Source organism: Streptomyces sp. NPDC006512, assembly GCF_040611935.1.
GTDB lineage: Bacteria > Actinomycetota > Actinomycetes > Streptomycetales > Streptomycetaceae > Streptomyces.
In genome coordinates this window covers 113,783-127,734 of sequence record NZ_JBEXPG010000006.1, presented here as the reverse complement: position 1 = coordinate 127,734, position 13,952 = coordinate 113,783, and the positions used below count along the sequence as shown (strand labels likewise).

The following is a 13,952-nucleotide window of genomic DNA, read 5'->3' as shown; positions in this document are numbered from 1 at the left end:
ACCTCCGCCTGGACGTCCGGTGCGGCCGCCTGACCCACCCGACGAGCCACCAGGTCAGCGCCTGGGTGCCGGACGAGACGTAGCGAGGGTCCGCCTCCCCCGAGGGGAGGCGGACCCTCGCTTTCATGTCAGCTGCCGCTGCGACGGTAGCCGCGACGCGGCGACGGCACGGTACGCAGCCGGTGCGCACCGGCGCCGCCGGGGGACGGATTCCGCTTCACGGGCACGGAAGGCGCGGCCGCCAGCAGGGCGATGAGGGCAGCGACCGCGACGAGGATGAACGCGGTGACCATGGCCATCTCCTTCTCTTTCGCCGGGTACTGAGTGCATGTCACTACCAAGTGTTACCGAAACGGGCTGGCTTAAACACGTGGGGTAGTCGGGGATGGGTGTGGGCGCCCATGGGCGGGGCGTAAGTGGGCCGCGTGGTGTGGGGGGTTGGGGTGCCGTGGGTGCCCTGGGAACCGTGATCGCGACGTTTCACATGCGGGTCAGGGAGGCGGAATCGGCCCCGGGGAGATCGCACCCGCGGCCGGACGCCAAAAACGCCCGTCAGGCAGGGCCTGACGGGCGCCGAGGAAGTAGTCGACGTCACGATCGAACCGGACACCCGGCACGACACCGCGCACGTGCGCCCATATGCCCGGCGCCACGCGGTACTCGCCCGCCACCATCCAGGGATCGTCACCCAGCACGAAGAGGTGCCTGATCGCCAGGAACTGCTCCCGGGAGAGGGAAACGGACTCGACCAGCTCTTCGTCCGCGCCACCGAAGCCGGTCAGATCCCAGGCAAGGTTGTAGCCGTCGGCGAATGGATAGTCGCTGCTCACCGCCTCAAGCTAGGCGCCCCCCGAGCCCACCCGCACCTGCTTTTACGGCGGATCGGGGCCGGGGGTGGGCGGTACCCACTCGATGGGATCGGGTGTGTGTCGGGGGCTGCCCGTCAGTCCACTGTCCTTCCGTTTCGGTCCGGTCCCTCAAGGGCGCTCACTTCGTTCGCGTCGCTTCGCGATGGCCTTCGGCCACCCTTGACCGACCGGCCCGAAACGAAATGCCAAAGACTGCCGGGAAGCCCCCGAAGGAGGGCAGGGGGGAACTCAAGCCTCAAAGGTTCCGTCAGGGATGAGCCGAGGGGCCGGGGGCCGCCCGACCGGGCACACGGCCCCCTCGCGCCCCCTTCCGGGACCAGACCGCCGCCTACCCACCCGAAATGACGACCACATCAACCTGGGGCGCCGTCAGGCGCATCAGATCGCTACGCGCTCCTCTCGGCATAGCGTCCGACGACCGTCTGGGGCTGGATGACCGCCATGCGGCAGTGAATGTGGCGGGGTGACGTGGATCACAGGGGCGGGGCGATCATTTACGGGAAGTGGTGCGGTCCTTATTGCCGTACAGCCCACGTGAGGAAGAGGAGCGGTTCCCATGCGCATCGTCATCAGCGAGTTCATCAGCCTCGACGGAGTCGTTCAGGCGCCGGGCGGTCAGGGCGAGGACAACGACGGTGGCTTCGCCCACGGCGGCTGGTCCCACCCCTTCTTCGAGCCGGAGGTCGTCGGTGGTGCCTTCGCCGACGCCACGTCCAAGGCCGAGGCGCTGCTCTTCGGGCGTCGTACGTGGCAGACCATGGCGGCGGCCTGGCCCGAGCGGGCGGGCGACCCGTTCGCGGACCAGATGAACTCCATCCCCAAGTACGTCGTGTCCGAGACGCTCGGCGCGGACGACCTCACGTGGCACAACTCCACGCGCATCGACCTGGAGCAGGTCCGTGACCTGCACGCGAAGGACGGCGGCGACCTGCTGGTCATGGGAAGCCCCACGCTCGTACGCAGCCTGCTGGGCGAGGGGCTCTTCGACGAGCTGAGGCTCATCGTCATGCCGGTGCTCCTCGGCGGCGGGAAGTCGATCTTCCCCGAGGACGGCGGGCTGCGCACGCTCGAACTCGTCTCCACCGTCACCAGCAGCACCGGCGTGAACGTCTGCACCTACAGGCCGGCCAAGAGCTAACCCCGCTCGGCGGCGCTGCGCTCGATGCAGAACTCGTTGCCCTCCGGATCTGCCAGGGTCACCCAGCCCGTCCCGTCGGCCTTCCGGTGATCGCCGACGACGGTCGCGCCCAAGGCGAGGATGCGTTCGACCTCCTCATCGCGCGACCGGTCCTGCGGCTGGAGATCGAGGTGCACGCGGTTCTTCACCGTCTTGCCGTCGGGCACCGTCACGAACAGCAACTGCGTACCGGCAGCCGTGACCGAAGCCTCCGGGTCCCCGGGGAAGTCGTCGTCAGCCAGGGACCCGTCGAGGGCGGCAGCCCAGAACTGCCCCAGCAGGTAGGCGTTGGAACAGTCGATGGTGATGTGTCGTATGAGTGAGGCCATGGGCCGCACTATCGATCAGCCGTCCAGCCCGTGTCCACAGACTTGATCCCGCAATGGCAGCTCCCCCACCCAGCGGTCGTGGGCTGCCTTTGTCCAGCCCCAGACGGTCGTCGGACGCTATGCCGAGAGGAGCGCGTAGCGATCTGACGCGCCTGACTGCACCCCAGGCTGATCTGGTCGTCATTTCGGGTGGGTAGGGCTCGGGTGTGGTCCCGGAACGGGCCGCGAGGGGGCCGTGTGCCCGGTCGGGCGGCCCCCGGCCCCTCGGCTCTTCGCTGACGGAACCTTTGGGCAGTCGTTCCCCCCTGCCCTCCTTCGGGGGCTTCCCGGCAGTCTTTGGCATTTCGTTTCGGGCCGGTCGGTCAAGGGTGGCCGAAGGCCATCGCGAAGCGACGCGAACGAAGTGAGCGCCCTTGAGGGACCGGACCGAAACGGAAGGACAGTGGACTGACGGGCAGCCCCCGACACACACCCGACCCCATCAAGGGAGCACCGCCCACCCCCGACCCCGACCGCCCGACACCCCCCGCCCCACCCCCGCCCCACTGAGGCTTGACCTCAACTCGGGTTGAGGTATGAGTATTTCGGCATGACGACGGAATCCCAGCCCCAGTCCCAGTCCCACCCCCAGTCCCACCCCCAGTCCCAGACCCACCCCCAGACCACGTCGCACGCGGCGGACATGGAAGCGATCCACCGGCTCGTCGCCACCGTCGAGCGTTCCCAGCGGAACAAGGACCCCGAGGAGTTCCTCGCCCTCTTCCACCCGGAGGCGATCTGGACGACCGCCCACGGCAAGGTCCTCATCGGGTTCGACGCCATCGCGGAGTTCACCCGCAAGGTTCTCCCCGACGCGAGCTGGGACGGTGAGGTCACCTACGAGGTCGCCCATGTGCTCTTCATTCGTCCCGACGTCGCGGCCGTCAAGGTCCGGCAGGTCTACCGGTCGCCGGAGGGGGAGAGCAAGGGCGCCCCGCTGTACGTGATCTCCAAGCAGGACGACGGCCGCTGGCTGCTCACCGCCTGCCAGAACACGGGTGTCGTCGCCGACTAGCCCCGGCGGCGGTGGGAGCATCGGCCCATGCGCTACCGATACGCCACCGAGGCCGACGCGCCCGCCATGGCCGCGCTCTTCGCGGCCAACCACCACGACGCCCTGACGCCGGAGCAGCGCTCCCGTCAGGGCTTCGTGCAGGGGGCCTTCGGCGTCGGGGCCCTGCGGGCCATGGCCCGGGGCGGGGAGCTCCTCGTGGCGGACGACGGCGACGGGGAGGCGGCGGTCGTGGGGCTGCTGGCCCTCTCGGTGGCCGGGGACCTGCCCGACCCGCCGGCTGCGGTCCTGGGGCTGCTCCGGGCCCAGGACGTGCTCCTGTGGGAGGGCCGTCCGCTGCGCGAGGTGCGGTGGCTGCTCTACGGGCCGGTCGTCGTCGATGCCGCCCACCGCGGGCGCGGGGTGGCCCGGGGGCTGTTCACGATGGCCGTCGCGGCGGCGGCGGAGCGTGCCGAGGCGGTCGTGGCGTTCATCGAGGCGGGCAACGTCCCGTCCTGGAAGGTGCACGTCGACGGGTTCGGCATGACCCCGCTGGGCGACTACGTCGCGGGGGGCCGCACCTACAGCGCGGTGGCCGCCGCGACCGGGGTGTAGGGCGCCGTCCGGTCCGGCGCCGTTCGCGTGCCCGGCCGGGGCGGCATGAGGTGACGCGCGGCCGGGGTCCTGCCCGAACGGGTGATGGTGCGCGGCGCGCCGTGGCCGGTGGTCGTGGCGGATCGATTCTCCTCGGCGGGCGCTCCTAGGGTCGGGCCCGCAACACCCCTTGATCATCTTCGGAAGGGACCCACCCCGTCATGAAGCTCCGCAGCACCGTCGCCGCCGCCCTCGGCGCCCTCACCCTGGTCCTCGCGCTGCCCGGCTCGGCCGTCGCGGCCACGGGCGAGTTCTCGTACAAGTACGTCACCGACCTCGGACACGAGGAGGTCATCGTCCTGACCGACCCGCACAGCGGCAAGTGCATCAACCTCCGTGCCGTCGGCGACGACAAGCTGCTCCCGGGCTACGCCCCGCACAACCGGACCGACACCCCCGTGGTCGTCTACCGCGGCGCGAGCTGCACGGGTGCCGAGTGGCGGCTGCGGGCGAACGGCAACCCCACCCGCGACGACCTCCTCGTGCGCTCCGTGCGCTTCGAGGACCCGAGCACCGCGCAGGAGTCCTAGCCGACGCGCTCGGCAGCCCTGGCCGACGCGCTCGGCAGCCCTGGCCGACGCGCTCGGCAGCCCTAGCCGACGCCCCCGTCGCGCTCGACGATCACCAGCGGCAACTCGCGCGGCCACGCCGTCGCCTGGTGGTCGTCGAAGAGCGGCCACAGGGCCGTCATCGCCTCCCAGTACGTCTCCCGCTCCGCCCGGTCCGCCGTGCGCGCCCGGCCGGGGAAGACGGCCGGGCCCACCTGGAGGCGGACCTCCGGGTGGGCGGTGAGGTTCAGGTACCAGGCGGGATGGCGCGGTCCGCCCGAGGCGGCGGCCACGAGGAGGTGGCGGCCCGCGTCCGTCCCGTAGATCAGCGGGGTGCGCACCGTCCGCCCGGTGGCGCGGTCGAGGGTGGTCAGCAGGAGGGTCGGGACCCCGTGCCACAACTGGCCGTCGGCGCCGCCGCTGGTCACGTAGGTGCGGACGTGGTCGAGGCGCGGGCCGGGGCGCGGGTCGGTGGGGTGCTCCCAGTCGACGGCGACGGTGACGCTGTGCATTTTTCCTGACCTCCGTAGGGCGGCCCCCGGACGGCTAACGAGCCTCCCTCGATTCTGGATGCGGCAGACCCGTAGCGCATGCGCACAGGTCTGGACCAAGCTCGGAGCATGGATCTGGAGCTGAGACACCTCAAGATCGTCCGGGCCGTCGCCGACGCCGGGAGCCTGACCCGCGCCGCCACCGCGCTCGGACTCGCGCAGCCCGCGCTGAGCGCCCAGCTCAAGCGGATCGAGCGGGCGCTGGGCGGCGCGCTCTTCGTGCGCGGGCGCGACGGCGTACGGGCCACCGCGCTCGGCGAGCTGGTGCTGGAGCGGGCCCGGGTGGTGCTGCCCGCGGTGTGCGAGCTCCAGGAGGAAGCGGTGCGCTTCGCCCGGCAGGGGGCGGCCGGCTACCGGCTCGGGGGGACGCACGGGCCGCTGCTCGGCGGGCTCGTCGACCGGATCGCCCGGCAGGAGCCCGGGGTCTCCGTGACCACGTACACCTCCTGGTCGGAGCGCGAGGTCGCGGGCGGCGTCGCCGCCGGGCGGCTGGACTTCGCGCTGGTGGGGGTGTGCGGGGAGAGCCCGCCGCCCGAGCCGGGGCGGCTCGCCTGGATGGAGGTGGCCCGGGATCCGGTGCACGTGATGCTGGCCGAGGACCACCCCCTCGCCCACCGGGCCGAGATCGAGCTGGCGGAACTGGCCGCCGAGGCCTGGACCGACGTACCGGGCGACGGCTGCTTCGGGGACTGCTTCGCGGCGGCGTGCGTGCGCGCCGGGTTCGCGCCCGCCTGCGTGTACGAGACGGACACCGCTTCGTGCGTGCACCTCGTCCAGGTCGGGCGGGCCGTCGGCCTGTGCCGGGCGACGTTCCCGGTGACCCCCGGGGTGCTGACCAGGCCGCTCGCCGGGAGCCCGCTCGTGTGGCGGCACCTGCTGGGCTGGCATCCGGCCGCGCCCGCGGCGGTCCGGGCCCCGGCCGTCCTGGAGCAGGCCCGGGCCGCGCACGCGGACGCCCTGGCCCGGTCGGCGGCGGCAGCGGCAGCGCCCCCGGTCAGGGCCCCCGCCGCGGGCGCCCCGGTCAGGGCCCCCGCCGCGGGCGCCGCCGTCACGGCTCAGCCCAGCAGCGCGGCCTTCTCGATCACGACCGGGACCAGCGGGACGTCCCCGTGCCCGCCGGCGCGGCCGGTGCGCACCCCGGCGATCGAGTCGACCACGTCCTGGCCCTCCGTGACCACGCCGAAGACGGCGTAGCCGTAGCCGCCCGGGGTGGCGGAGGTGTGGTCCAGCGCCGGATTGTCGGCGGTGTTGACGAAGAACTGCGAGGTCGCCGAGTGCGGAACGCTCGTACGGGCCATCGCGACCGAGTACCGGGTGTTCTTCAGGCCGTTGTCGGCCTCGTTGCGGACGGGCTCGCGGGTCGGCTTCTGCCGCATGTCCGCGGTGAAGCCGCCGCCCTGGTTCATGAAGCCGGGGATCACCCGGTGGAAGACCGTGCCGTCGTAGTGGCCGCTCTCCACGTAGGCGAGGAAGTTCGCGACCGAGGCCGGGGCCTGCTGCTCGTAGAGGTCGATGACGATGGCGCCGAGGCTGGTGGTCAGCTTCACCTGAGGCATGCGGGTCGGGTCCCTTCTGGGGCTGGAACGTGCCACACAGCATCGCAGAGGGTGACGAACAGGCCACGGCCCGGGGTGTCCGCCCCGGGCCGTGAACCACAGCAGCGTCATCGGCCGCCCGACCGGTGCTCCGGCTTAGGCCGAAAGAGGCGACCTAGGGCAGGTAGCGCTCGATGACCTGCGGACCCTCCTTCTCGATCATCTGGCGCGCCTTCTCGACCCGCTCCGGAGTCGGGTCGTGGCCGGTCGCCATCACAAGGTCCTCAGGGTCGTAAGGCCGCTCACCGCCGGTGAAGAGCTTGTCCGACCGGGTGGGCTGCTGGTCCGATTCACTGTCCATCGCGTACCCCTTCCACTGCCCCCTTGGCCCCCATCCTCCGGCGGCCGGCCCAAGAACGCACCTCGGCCGGACGCCCGGCCCGGCCATACCACCGGGGGAGGGGCCAACCGACGGCTCCCGTACGCCGGTTCGGATTCCTACGGTGTCGAACACCCCCACCGAACCGAGGAGATCCCCCATGCTCAAGCGACACGCCCGCGCGGCGTGTACCGCCCTGGCCGCCGCCGGGCTGCTGCTGGCCGGCACCGGCGGAGCCACCGCCGCGGACGCGCCGCAGCCCCCCGCCGCCGCCTCGGCCGCGGAAACCCTGCGCACCGCCGACGCCCAGCCCGAACTGCTCGCCGCCATGCAGCGCGATCTCGGCCTGACCCCCACGCAGGCCCGGACGCGGCTCGCCCACGAGGCCGAAGCCGGGGCCACCGCCGCCCGGCTCCGGGCCCGGCTCGGCTCCGCCTTCGCCGGAGCCTGGCTCGACGGGGCCGACGCGGGCACCCTGACGGTCGCCACCACCCGCGCCGCCGACACCGCCGCGATACGCGCCGCCGGCGCCGAGGCGAAGCTCGTGGGCCGCTCGCTGGCCGACCTGGACGCCGCGAAGGCCGCGCTGGACCGGGCCGCCACCGCCGAGACCCCGGTGCGCTACGTCGACACCCGCACCAACACCGTCGTCGTCGAGGAGACCCGGCCGGGCGCGGCCGCGCGGCTGCTCGCGGCCACCGGTACCGCCGCGGCGCCGGTCAGGGTCGTCGCTATCGCCGAGGCTCCGCGCCCGCTGTACGACCTGCGGGGCGGGGACGCGTACTACATGAACGGCAGCGGCCGCTGCTCCGTCGGTTTCCCGGTCACCAAGGGCACCACCCAGGGCTTCGCGACGGCCGGCCACTGCGGCCGGGCCGGGACCACGACGAGCGGCTTCAACCAGGTCGCGCAGGGCTCGTTCCAGGCGTCCGTGTTCCCCGGCAACGACATGGCCTGGGTCGCCGCGAACAGCAGCTGGACGGCGACCCCGTTCGTCAAGGGCAGTGGCGGGGCGAACGTCCAGGTCACCGGCTCGGTGTTGCAGCCCGTCGGCTCCTCCGTCTGCCGCTCCGGCTCGACCACCGGCTGGCACTGCGGGACCGTCCAGCAGCACAACACCAGCGTCACCTACCCGGAGGGCACGATCTCGGGCGTGACCCGGACGACGGTCTGCGCCGAGCCCGGCGACTCGGGCGGCTCCTACATCTCCGGCAGCCAGGCCCAGGGCGTGACCTCGGGCGGCTCCGGGAACTGCTCCAGCGGCGGGACCACCTTCTTCCAGCCGCTGAACCCGATCCTGTCGGCGTACGGCCTCACCCTCAAGGTCAGCGGCAGCGACCCGGGCCCCGGCCCCGGCCCCGGCGAGCCCGAGCCGGGCGGTACCTGGAAGGCCGGCGCCGTGTACGCGACCGGCGCCACCGTCACCCACGGCGGCGCGAGCTACCGCTGCCTCCAGGGCCACCAGGCCCAGACGGGCTGGGAGCCGCCCGCGGTCCCGGCGCTCTGGCAGCGGCTGTAGCCGCCCCCGCGCGACCCGCGCGGACAGGAGGTGCCGTGACTGCCGAGGGGGGAGTCACGGCACCTCCGCACACCCGCCCCCGTGCCGTCAGACGGTCAGGGCCGCCGTCACGGTGGCCGCGGCGCCGACGGCGACCAGCGCCCCGCAGATCCCCAGGTTCACGGCCCGGTGCTCCCAGAACACGGCGACGAACTCGCGCAGCGTGGCGGTCGGCAGGAAGTAGCGGGCCGTCGGCGAGCCCAGGACCTGCCCGTTGACCCCGGCCTTGCGGGCCATCATCGCGGCGCGGAAGGCGTGGAAGTTGTTGGTGACGACCACGCACCGGTACCCGGGGTCGTCCGCCTCCATGATCTCCCGGCTGAACAGCATGTTCTCCTCGGTCGTCCGCGAGCGGTCCTCCAGCCGGACGTGCTCGGGCGCGACGCCCTCCGCGATCAGCCAGTCCGCCATCGCGCGCGCCTCGGAGACCTTCTCGTCGGAGCCCTTGCCGCCGGAGACGAGCAGCACCGGCGGCCGTCCGCCGCGCGCCACCTGGGCCTCGTGGATCTGCTGCCCCTTGCGCAGGCGCGACGCCAGCAGAGGCGGCACCCGGTCCCCGCCGATCAGGCCCGAACCCAGCATCACCACGTGGTCGACGTCGCCGCGCACCTTGATCCGGCCGTAGAGGAAGGCGTAGCCGAGGAAGGACAGGAAGACGAAGGTGACGTACCCGACGACCAGCGCCAGGGTCCCCACCGCCCCGGCGAGCACCGCGGATCCGGAACGCCCCACGACGACGAGCAGCGCGATCATCGCGAAGATCCCGAGGCCGGCGAGCAGCGACAGCAGGTTCGGCAGCCGGGTGCCCTCCCTGCGGACCATCGTCACGCCGTTGGCGACGAGGAAGACCCCGGCGGCCACGAGGCCGAGGGTGGGCACCGCGAAGACCAGCAGCAGGGCGACGGGGGCCAGCCAGCCCGGCAGCGTCGCGACCTTGAGGAGCAGGGCGAAGGAGAAGGCGATGCCGGTCAGTCCGAGCAGTACGGCGTTGCGGAAACGGCGGCGGTCCCTCCGGGCGCTTATGCACAGGACGAGGAAGAGCAGGGCGGCGGGGGCGAAGGCGACCATGGCGCCCATCGTAGGTGTCAGCCGCGAACGGCCGTACGGCGTACGGAACGCCCGGCCAGGACCTGGGTCCTGCGGCCGTCCCGCATGACGAAGCGTCCGTCGACCAGGACGTGCGGGATGCCGGTGGGCAGCGCCCGCGGCTGCTCGTACGTGGAGCCGGCCGCGACCGTGTCCGGGTCGAAGAGCACCAGGTCGGCGCGGTACCCCACACGCACCAGGCCCCGGTCGGGCAGCCGCAGCCGGGCCGCGGGGCGGCCGGAGAGGTGGGCGACGCACTCCTCCAGGCCGAGCACGCCCAGTTCGCGGACGTACCGGCCGAGGTAGTGCGGGAAGGTGCCGTAGGCGCGGGGGTGGGGCTTGGCCCCCTGGAGGATGCCGTCGGAGCCGCCGGTGTGGACGCGGTGGCGCATGATCGCCCGGACGTTGTCCTCGTGGCCGACGTGCTGGAGGACGGTCGGCGCGAGCCGGTCCCGCAGGAGCAGTGCGCGGGCGGTGTCCCAGCCGTCGAGGCGGGTGCCGACGTGTCCGGCGAGGGCCGGGTCGGTGACGCCCGAGATCTCGATCGTGGACCAGTCGACGGGGACGCCGTGGCAGCCGTCCGATCCCTCCACCTCCATTGCGTGGCGGATCCGTCCGGCCTCGGCGTCGTCGCGCAGCCGGGTGAGGACGGCCTGCGGGCCGCCCTCGCCCGCCCAGCTGGGCAGGAGCGCGACGAGGGTGGTGCAGCCCGGGGTGTACGGGTACGTGTCGAGGGTGATGTCGGCGCCGTCGGCGAGCGCCGCGTCCAGCAGGGCCAGGAGTTCGGGGGCGCGGCCCTCGTTCTCGCCGAAGTTCATCGTGGCGTGCGCGAGGTGCAGGGCGCAGCCGGCCCGCCGGGTGAGTTCGACCATCTCGGCGTAGGCGGCGAGGGCGCCGTGGCCGTAGCTGCGGTGGTGGGGGCAGTAGTAGCCGCCGTACGAGGCCACGACCCGGCACAGTTCGGTCAGTTCGGAGCCGGAGGCGTACATGCCGGGGGTGTAGGTGAGGCCGGAGGACATGCCGACGGCGCCCTGGGCGAGGCCGTCGGCGACGAGCTGCCGCATCCGGTCGAGTTCGGCGGGGGTGGCGGGCCGGTCGTCCCAGCCGACGGCGTACGCGCGGACCGTGCCCTGGGGGACGAGGTAGGCGGCGTTCACGGCGCAGCCCTGCCCGCCGTGGGCCCGGTCGAGGCGGTCGAGGTAGCCGCCGACGGTGTGCCAGTCGAAGTCGACGTCGTCGCCGGGGCCGTTCCAGCCGGCGATGGCGGCCCGTACCCCGGCCAGGGTGCGGTCGTCGGCGGGCGCGTACGAGAGGCCGTCCTGGCCGAGGACTTCGAGGGTCACGCCCTGGGCGGCCTTCGCGCTGTGGTCCGGGTCGCGGAGCAGCGCGAGGTCGCTGTGGGCGTGCATGTCGACGAAGCCGGGGGCCAGGACGAGGCCGTGGGCGTCGAGGGTGTGCCGTCCGCCGCCGGGGATCCGGCCGATCTCGGCGATCCGCCCCTCGTGCACGCCGACGTCCGCGGTGTACGAGGGGCCGCCCGTGCCGTCGGCGACGCGGGCGCCCCGGATGACCAGGTCCACGGCCGCCGCCTAGAAGAAGGTGCGGACGTAGTCGGTGACCGTTCCGTCGGCCTGCACGACCGGGATCAGTGGCCACTTCTCGAAGATGGTGCAGGGGTGGGACATGCCGAGCGCCACCCAGTCGCCGACCTGTACGTCCTCGGCGGAGTCGGTCTCCAGCCAGGTGTGCTGGTCGGAGAGCTTGACGACGCGTACCCCGGTCGCGGGCCGCTCCTCGCCGGTGAGGGCGTCGCGGACCAGCTCGGCCTGGGGCAGGCCGAGGTCGTAGGCGACGTCGCGCTTGCCGGCGTTCACGAAGGCCTGGGTGGGGGTGGGGCGGGAGACGACCTGGGTCCACAGCCGGAAGGCGGGGCGCAGGCCGCCTTCCTCCGGGATCCGGTTGAAGGGGGTCAGGCGGGTGTACCAGCCGTGGTCGTGGGAGACGTACGCGCCGGAGCGCAGCAGCTTCAGGACGGGCCGGGAGAGCTCCGGGAGTTCGGCGAACACGTCGGCGACGGCGTCGAACCAGGCGGAGCCGCCCGCGCTGACGACGATCTCCTCGACGTCGGGGGAGTAGCGCCCGGCCTTGTCGAACTCGACGGCGAGGGAGGTGAGGCGGCGCAGGTAGGCGTGGACGCTCGAAGGGTCGGCGCCGGGCACCTCGGCCTCGTAGCCGGCGATGCCGACGAGGCGCAGGGTGCCGGCGTCGGCGACGGCGTCGGCGACGGCGCGGCAGTCCTCGTCGGTACGGGCGCCGGTGCGGGCGCCTTCGCCGGCGCCGAGTTCGACGACGACGTCGATGACGGACGGCTGGCCGCGCAGGGCCCGGTCCATGAGCTGGACGCCGCGCACGGAGTCGACGTAGCAGACGAACCGGAACGCGGGGTCGGCGGCGAGTTCGGCGGCGACCCAGCGCAGGGCGGCGGGGTCGACGAGCTCGTTGGCGAGGAAGATCCGCTGGATGCCGAAGGCGCGGTAGACGCGGGCCTGGTGGGGGACGGCGGCGGTGATGCCCCAGGCGCCGTGTTCCAGCTGGCGCCGGAAGAGCTGCGGGGACATGCAGGTCTTGCCGTGCGGGGCGAAGGCGAGGTGGTGGCGGCTCGAGTACGCCCCGAGTGCGGTGAGGTTGTGTTCCAGCGCGTCCGCGTCGAGGGTGAGCACGGGCGTGGTGAACCCGCCGGTGTACAGGTCGCGGGCCTCGGCGGCGAGGGCGCCGACGGTCAGGCCGGCGTGCTCGGCGTCCGGGGGGAGGCCCTTGAACCGGTGGTCGACCGGTTCGTCGGCGAGGGCCTGGACGGGGTCGCTGGGCATGTGCGGGTGCCTCCCGGAGCTGTTGCGCGTACCGCAACGGTCGTTGCGTATGCCGCTGCATGCTGTCTAACATCCCGGATGACGGCGGGTCAACGGGCGGAGCCCGGTGCGCCGCCGGAGCCGGTCATCCCGCAGACGGACGGTAGGAGAGGACACGGCGTGAGCCAGTCGGTGGAGCGGGCGCTGCAGATCCTGCCGGCCCTCGCGAAGGGCCCCGCCGGGCTCGGGGACGTGGCCGACGGTCTCGGCGTGCACAAGAGCACCGCGCTGCGGCTGCTGCGGACCCTGCACGCGCACGGCTTCGTGTACCGGCAGCCGGACGGCCGCTACCGGCTCGGCGCGGGCCTGTTCGCGCTGGCCGCCGAGGCGGTGGAGAACCTGGACGTGCGCGAGGTCGCGCACCCGCACCTGGTCGAGCTGAACCGGCTCACCGGGCACACGGTCCACCTGGCGCTGCACCAGGACGACGAGGTCGTCTACATCGACAAGGTCGACAGCCGCTACCCGGTGCGGATGTACTCCCGCATCGGCCGGCCGGTCCCGCTGACCGTGGCCGCCGTCGCGAAGGTGATCCTCGCCGACCTGCCGGAGGCCGACCGGCGGAGCCTGGCCGCGCGCATCGACTACCCCCGCTACACCGCCCGCTCGACCGCGGACGCGGAGGCGTTCCTGACCGAGCTGGCCCTCGTGCGCCGGCAGGGCTGGGCCGCCGACCTGGGCGGTCACGAGGAGGCGCTCAACTGCGTGGGCGCGCCCGTGCGCGGCCCGGGCGGGCGGGTCGTCGCCGCGATGTCCGTCTCGGCGCCCGGCGTGGTCGCGGGCCCCGACGAACTGCTCGAACTGCTGCCCCTGGTACGCCGTACCGCCGACACCATCAGCCGGGAGTACTCCGGCTCCGAACCCAGCAAGGACGCCTCGTGACCGAGAAGACCGCCGTCACCCCCGGTACCCACACCGCGCCGCCCGCGAAGTTCTCGCACGGCGTGCGCAAGGGCAACATCCTCCAGGTAGCCGGCCAGGTCGGTTTCCTGCCGCACGTCGAGGGCCGGGCGCCCACCCCGGCGGGCCCGACCCTGCGCGAGCAGACCCTCCAGACGCTGGAGAACGTCCGGTCCGTGCTGGAGGCGGGCGGCGCGGAATGGGACGACGTGATGATGATCCGCGTGTACCTGACGGACACGGGCCACTTCGCCGAGATGAACGAGATCTACAACGCGTACTTCGAGGAGCAGGGCCTCAAGGAGGCCCCGGCCGCCCGCACCACGGTCTACGTGGGCCTGCCGGCCGGGCTGCTGGTCGAGATCGACGCCCTCGCCGTCCTGGGCTGAGCGCGCCGAGGGGGCGCCCCCCTGGCGGTGGGGCGCCC

The 13,952-nt window shown here is 73.1% G+C and carries 16 protein-coding genes and 1 pseudogene; 8 read left to right on the top strand and 9 right to left on the bottom strand.

Annotation, left to right across the window (positions count from 1 at the left end):
- Positions 1 to 128: 128 nt before the first annotated feature.
- Together ABZZ17_RS06590 and ABZZ17_RS06585 are read right to left on the bottom strand one after the other, a co-directional pair.
- Complete coding sequence (locus ABZZ17_RS06590; RefSeq protein WP_356872696.1) at positions 129 to 293, bottom strand: hypothetical protein; 165 nt, start codon at positions 291 to 293, stop codon at positions 129 to 131.
- Positions 294 to 491: 198 nt separating this feature from the next.
- A complete protein-coding gene (locus ABZZ17_RS06585) occupies positions 492 to 830 on the bottom strand; it encodes a hypothetical protein (RefSeq protein WP_356872694.1) in 339 nt (112 codons plus the stop codon).
- 595 nt (positions 831 to 1,425) lie between these two features.
- On the opposite strand from ABZZ17_RS06585, the gene ABZZ17_RS06580 reads away from it, so the two are divergent.
- A complete protein-coding gene (locus ABZZ17_RS06580; RefSeq protein WP_356872692.1) occupies positions 1,426 to 2,007 on the top strand; it encodes a dihydrofolate reductase family protein in 582 nt (193 codons plus the stop codon).
- Here the strand turns inward: ABZZ17_RS06580 and ABZZ17_RS06575 are convergent.
- Positions 2,004 to 2,375: a VOC family protein gene (locus ABZZ17_RS06575; RefSeq protein WP_356872690.1), complete on the bottom strand. Its 372-nt coding sequence runs from the start codon at positions 2,373 to 2,375 to the stop codon at positions 2,004 to 2,006. The two genes, ABZZ17_RS06580 and ABZZ17_RS06575, sit on opposite strands and share 4 nt — an antisense overlap.
- A 682-nt stretch (positions 2,376 to 3,057) precedes the next feature.
- Between ABZZ17_RS06575 and ABZZ17_RS06570 the strand changes: the two genes are divergently transcribed.
- The 3 genes from ABZZ17_RS06570 to ABZZ17_RS06560 all read left to right on the top strand — a co-directional run bounded on the left by ABZZ17_RS06570 (position 3,058) and on the right by ABZZ17_RS06560 (position 4,589).
- Entirely contained in the window at positions 3,058 to 3,429 is a 372-nt protein-coding gene (locus tag ABZZ17_RS06570; RefSeq protein WP_356872868.1) for an SgcJ/EcaC family oxidoreductase, read from the top strand.
- Positions 3,430 to 3,456: 27 nt separating this feature from the next.
- On the top strand, positions 3,457 to 4,020 hold the full coding sequence (locus tag ABZZ17_RS06565; protein WP_356872687.1) for a GNAT family N-acetyltransferase: 564 nt from the start codon (positions 3,457 to 3,459) through the stop codon (positions 4,018 to 4,020).
- A gap of 200 nt (positions 4,021 to 4,220) precedes the next feature.
- Entirely contained in the window at positions 4,221 to 4,589 is a 369-nt protein-coding gene (locus ABZZ17_RS06560) for a hypothetical protein (protein WP_356872685.1), read from the top strand.
- A 62-nt stretch (positions 4,590 to 4,651) separates the two neighbouring features.
- On the opposite strand, the gene ABZZ17_RS06555 is transcribed toward ABZZ17_RS06560, so the two are convergent.
- Positions 4,652 to 5,119 (bottom strand): nitroreductase/quinone reductase family protein, encoded by a 468-nt coding sequence (locus tag ABZZ17_RS06555; RefSeq protein ID WP_356872683.1) that lies wholly within the window; start codon positions 5,117 to 5,119, stop codon positions 4,652 to 4,654.
- Positions 5,120 to 5,227: 108 nt separating this feature from the next.
- On the opposite strand from ABZZ17_RS06555, the pseudogene ABZZ17_RS06550 reads away from it, so the two are divergent.
- Positions 5,228 to 6,133 (top strand): annotated as a pseudogene (locus tag ABZZ17_RS06550) (LysR family transcriptional regulator); the annotation flags it as partial.
- 80 nt (positions 6,134 to 6,213) lie between these two features.
- Here ABZZ17_RS06550 and ABZZ17_RS06545 read toward each other — a convergent pair.
- Positions 6,214 to 6,714, bottom strand: a complete 501-nt coding sequence (locus ABZZ17_RS06545; protein WP_356872681.1) for a peptidylprolyl isomerase — start codon at positions 6,712 to 6,714, stop codon at positions 6,214 to 6,216.
- A 154-nt stretch (positions 6,715 to 6,868) separates the two neighbouring features.
- Complete coding sequence (locus ABZZ17_RS06540; RefSeq protein WP_356872679.1) at positions 6,869 to 7,054, bottom strand: hypothetical protein; 186 nt, start codon at positions 7,052 to 7,054, stop codon at positions 6,869 to 6,871.
- A 178-nt stretch (positions 7,055 to 7,232) separates the two neighbouring features.
- On the opposite strand from ABZZ17_RS06540, the gene ABZZ17_RS06535 reads away from it, so the two are divergent.
- Complete coding sequence (locus ABZZ17_RS06535; RefSeq protein ID WP_356872677.1) at positions 7,233 to 8,591, top strand: carbohydrate-binding protein; 1,359 nt, start codon at positions 7,233 to 7,235, stop codon at positions 8,589 to 8,591.
- Between the two features lie 87 nt (positions 8,592 to 8,678).
- On the opposite strand, the gene ABZZ17_RS06530 is transcribed toward ABZZ17_RS06535, so the two are convergent.
- From ABZZ17_RS06530 to ABZZ17_RS06520, 3 genes are read right to left on the bottom strand one after another with little or no spacing between them, the layout of a single operon-like run.
- Positions 8,679 to 9,698, bottom strand: a complete 1,020-nt coding sequence (locus ABZZ17_RS06530; protein ID WP_356872675.1) for a YdcF family protein — start codon at positions 9,696 to 9,698, stop codon at positions 8,679 to 8,681.
- A gap of 17 nt (positions 9,699 to 9,715) precedes the next feature.
- On the bottom strand, positions 9,716 to 11,296 hold the full coding sequence (locus tag ABZZ17_RS06525; RefSeq protein WP_356872673.1) for a D-aminoacylase: 1,581 nt from the start codon (positions 11,294 to 11,296) through the stop codon (positions 9,716 to 9,718).
- A 9-nt stretch (positions 11,297 to 11,305) separates the two neighbouring features.
- Positions 11,306 to 12,586: an amino acid deaminase gene (locus tag ABZZ17_RS06520; RefSeq protein WP_356872671.1), complete on the bottom strand. Its 1,281-nt coding sequence runs from the start codon at positions 12,584 to 12,586 to the stop codon at positions 11,306 to 11,308.
- Positions 12,587 to 12,745: 159 nt separating this feature from the next.
- Between ABZZ17_RS06520 and ABZZ17_RS06515 the strand changes: the two genes are divergently transcribed.
- Together ABZZ17_RS06515 and ABZZ17_RS06510 are read left to right on the top strand one after the other, a co-directional pair.
- Positions 12,746 to 13,507 (top strand): IclR family transcriptional regulator, encoded by a 762-nt coding sequence (locus ABZZ17_RS06515; protein WP_356872669.1) that lies wholly within the window; start codon positions 12,746 to 12,748, stop codon positions 13,505 to 13,507.
- Complete coding sequence (locus tag ABZZ17_RS06510; protein ID WP_356872667.1) at positions 13,504 to 13,914, top strand: RidA family protein; 411 nt, start codon at positions 13,504 to 13,506, stop codon at positions 13,912 to 13,914. Before ABZZ17_RS06515 ends, ABZZ17_RS06510 begins: the two co-directional genes overlap by 4 nt.
- The last annotated feature ends 38 nt before the right edge of the window (positions 13,915 to 13,952 follow it).

Bases quoted from the DNA above. Each gene is read 5' to 3' on its own strand.
- ABZZ17_RS06590 (WP_356872696.1), bottom strand. From the start codon at position 293: ATGGTCACCGCGTTCATCCTCGTCGCGGTCGCTGCCCTCATCGCCCTG.
- ABZZ17_RS06580 (WP_356872692.1), top strand. From the start codon at position 1,426: ATGCGCATCGTCATCAGCGAGTTCATCAGCCTCGACGGAGTCGTTCAG.
- ABZZ17_RS06575 (WP_356872690.1), bottom strand. From the start codon at position 2,375: ATGGCCTCACTCATACGACACATCACCATCGACTGTTCCAACGCCTAC.
- ABZZ17_RS06570 (WP_356872868.1), top strand. From the start codon at position 3,058: ATGGAAGCGATCCACCGGCTCGTCGCCACCGTCGAGCGTTCCCAGCGG.
- ABZZ17_RS06565 (WP_356872687.1), top strand. From the start codon at position 3,457: ATGCGCTACCGATACGCCACCGAGGCCGACGCGCCCGCCATGGCCGCG.
- ABZZ17_RS06560 (WP_356872685.1), top strand. From the start codon at position 4,221: ATGAAGCTCCGCAGCACCGTCGCCGCCGCCCTCGGCGCCCTCACCCTG.
- ABZZ17_RS06555 (WP_356872683.1), bottom strand. From the start codon at position 5,119: ATGCACAGCGTCACCGTCGCCGTCGACTGGGAGCACCCCACCGACCCG.
- ABZZ17_RS06545 (WP_356872681.1), bottom strand. From the start codon at position 6,714: ATGCCTCAGGTGAAGCTGACCACCAGCCTCGGCGCCATCGTCATCGAC.
- ABZZ17_RS06540 (WP_356872679.1), bottom strand. From the start codon at position 7,054: ATGGACAGTGAATCGGACCAGCAGCCCACCCGGTCGGACAAGCTCTTC.
- ABZZ17_RS06535 (WP_356872677.1), top strand. From the start codon at position 7,233: ATGCTCAAGCGACACGCCCGCGCGGCGTGTACCGCCCTGGCCGCCGCC.
- ABZZ17_RS06530 (WP_356872675.1), bottom strand. From the start codon at position 9,698: ATGGTCGCCTTCGCCCCCGCCGCCCTGCTCTTCCTCGTCCTGTGCATA.
- ABZZ17_RS06520 (WP_356872671.1), bottom strand. From the start codon at position 12,586: ATGCCCAGCGACCCCGTCCAGGCCCTCGCCGACGAACCGGTCGACCAC.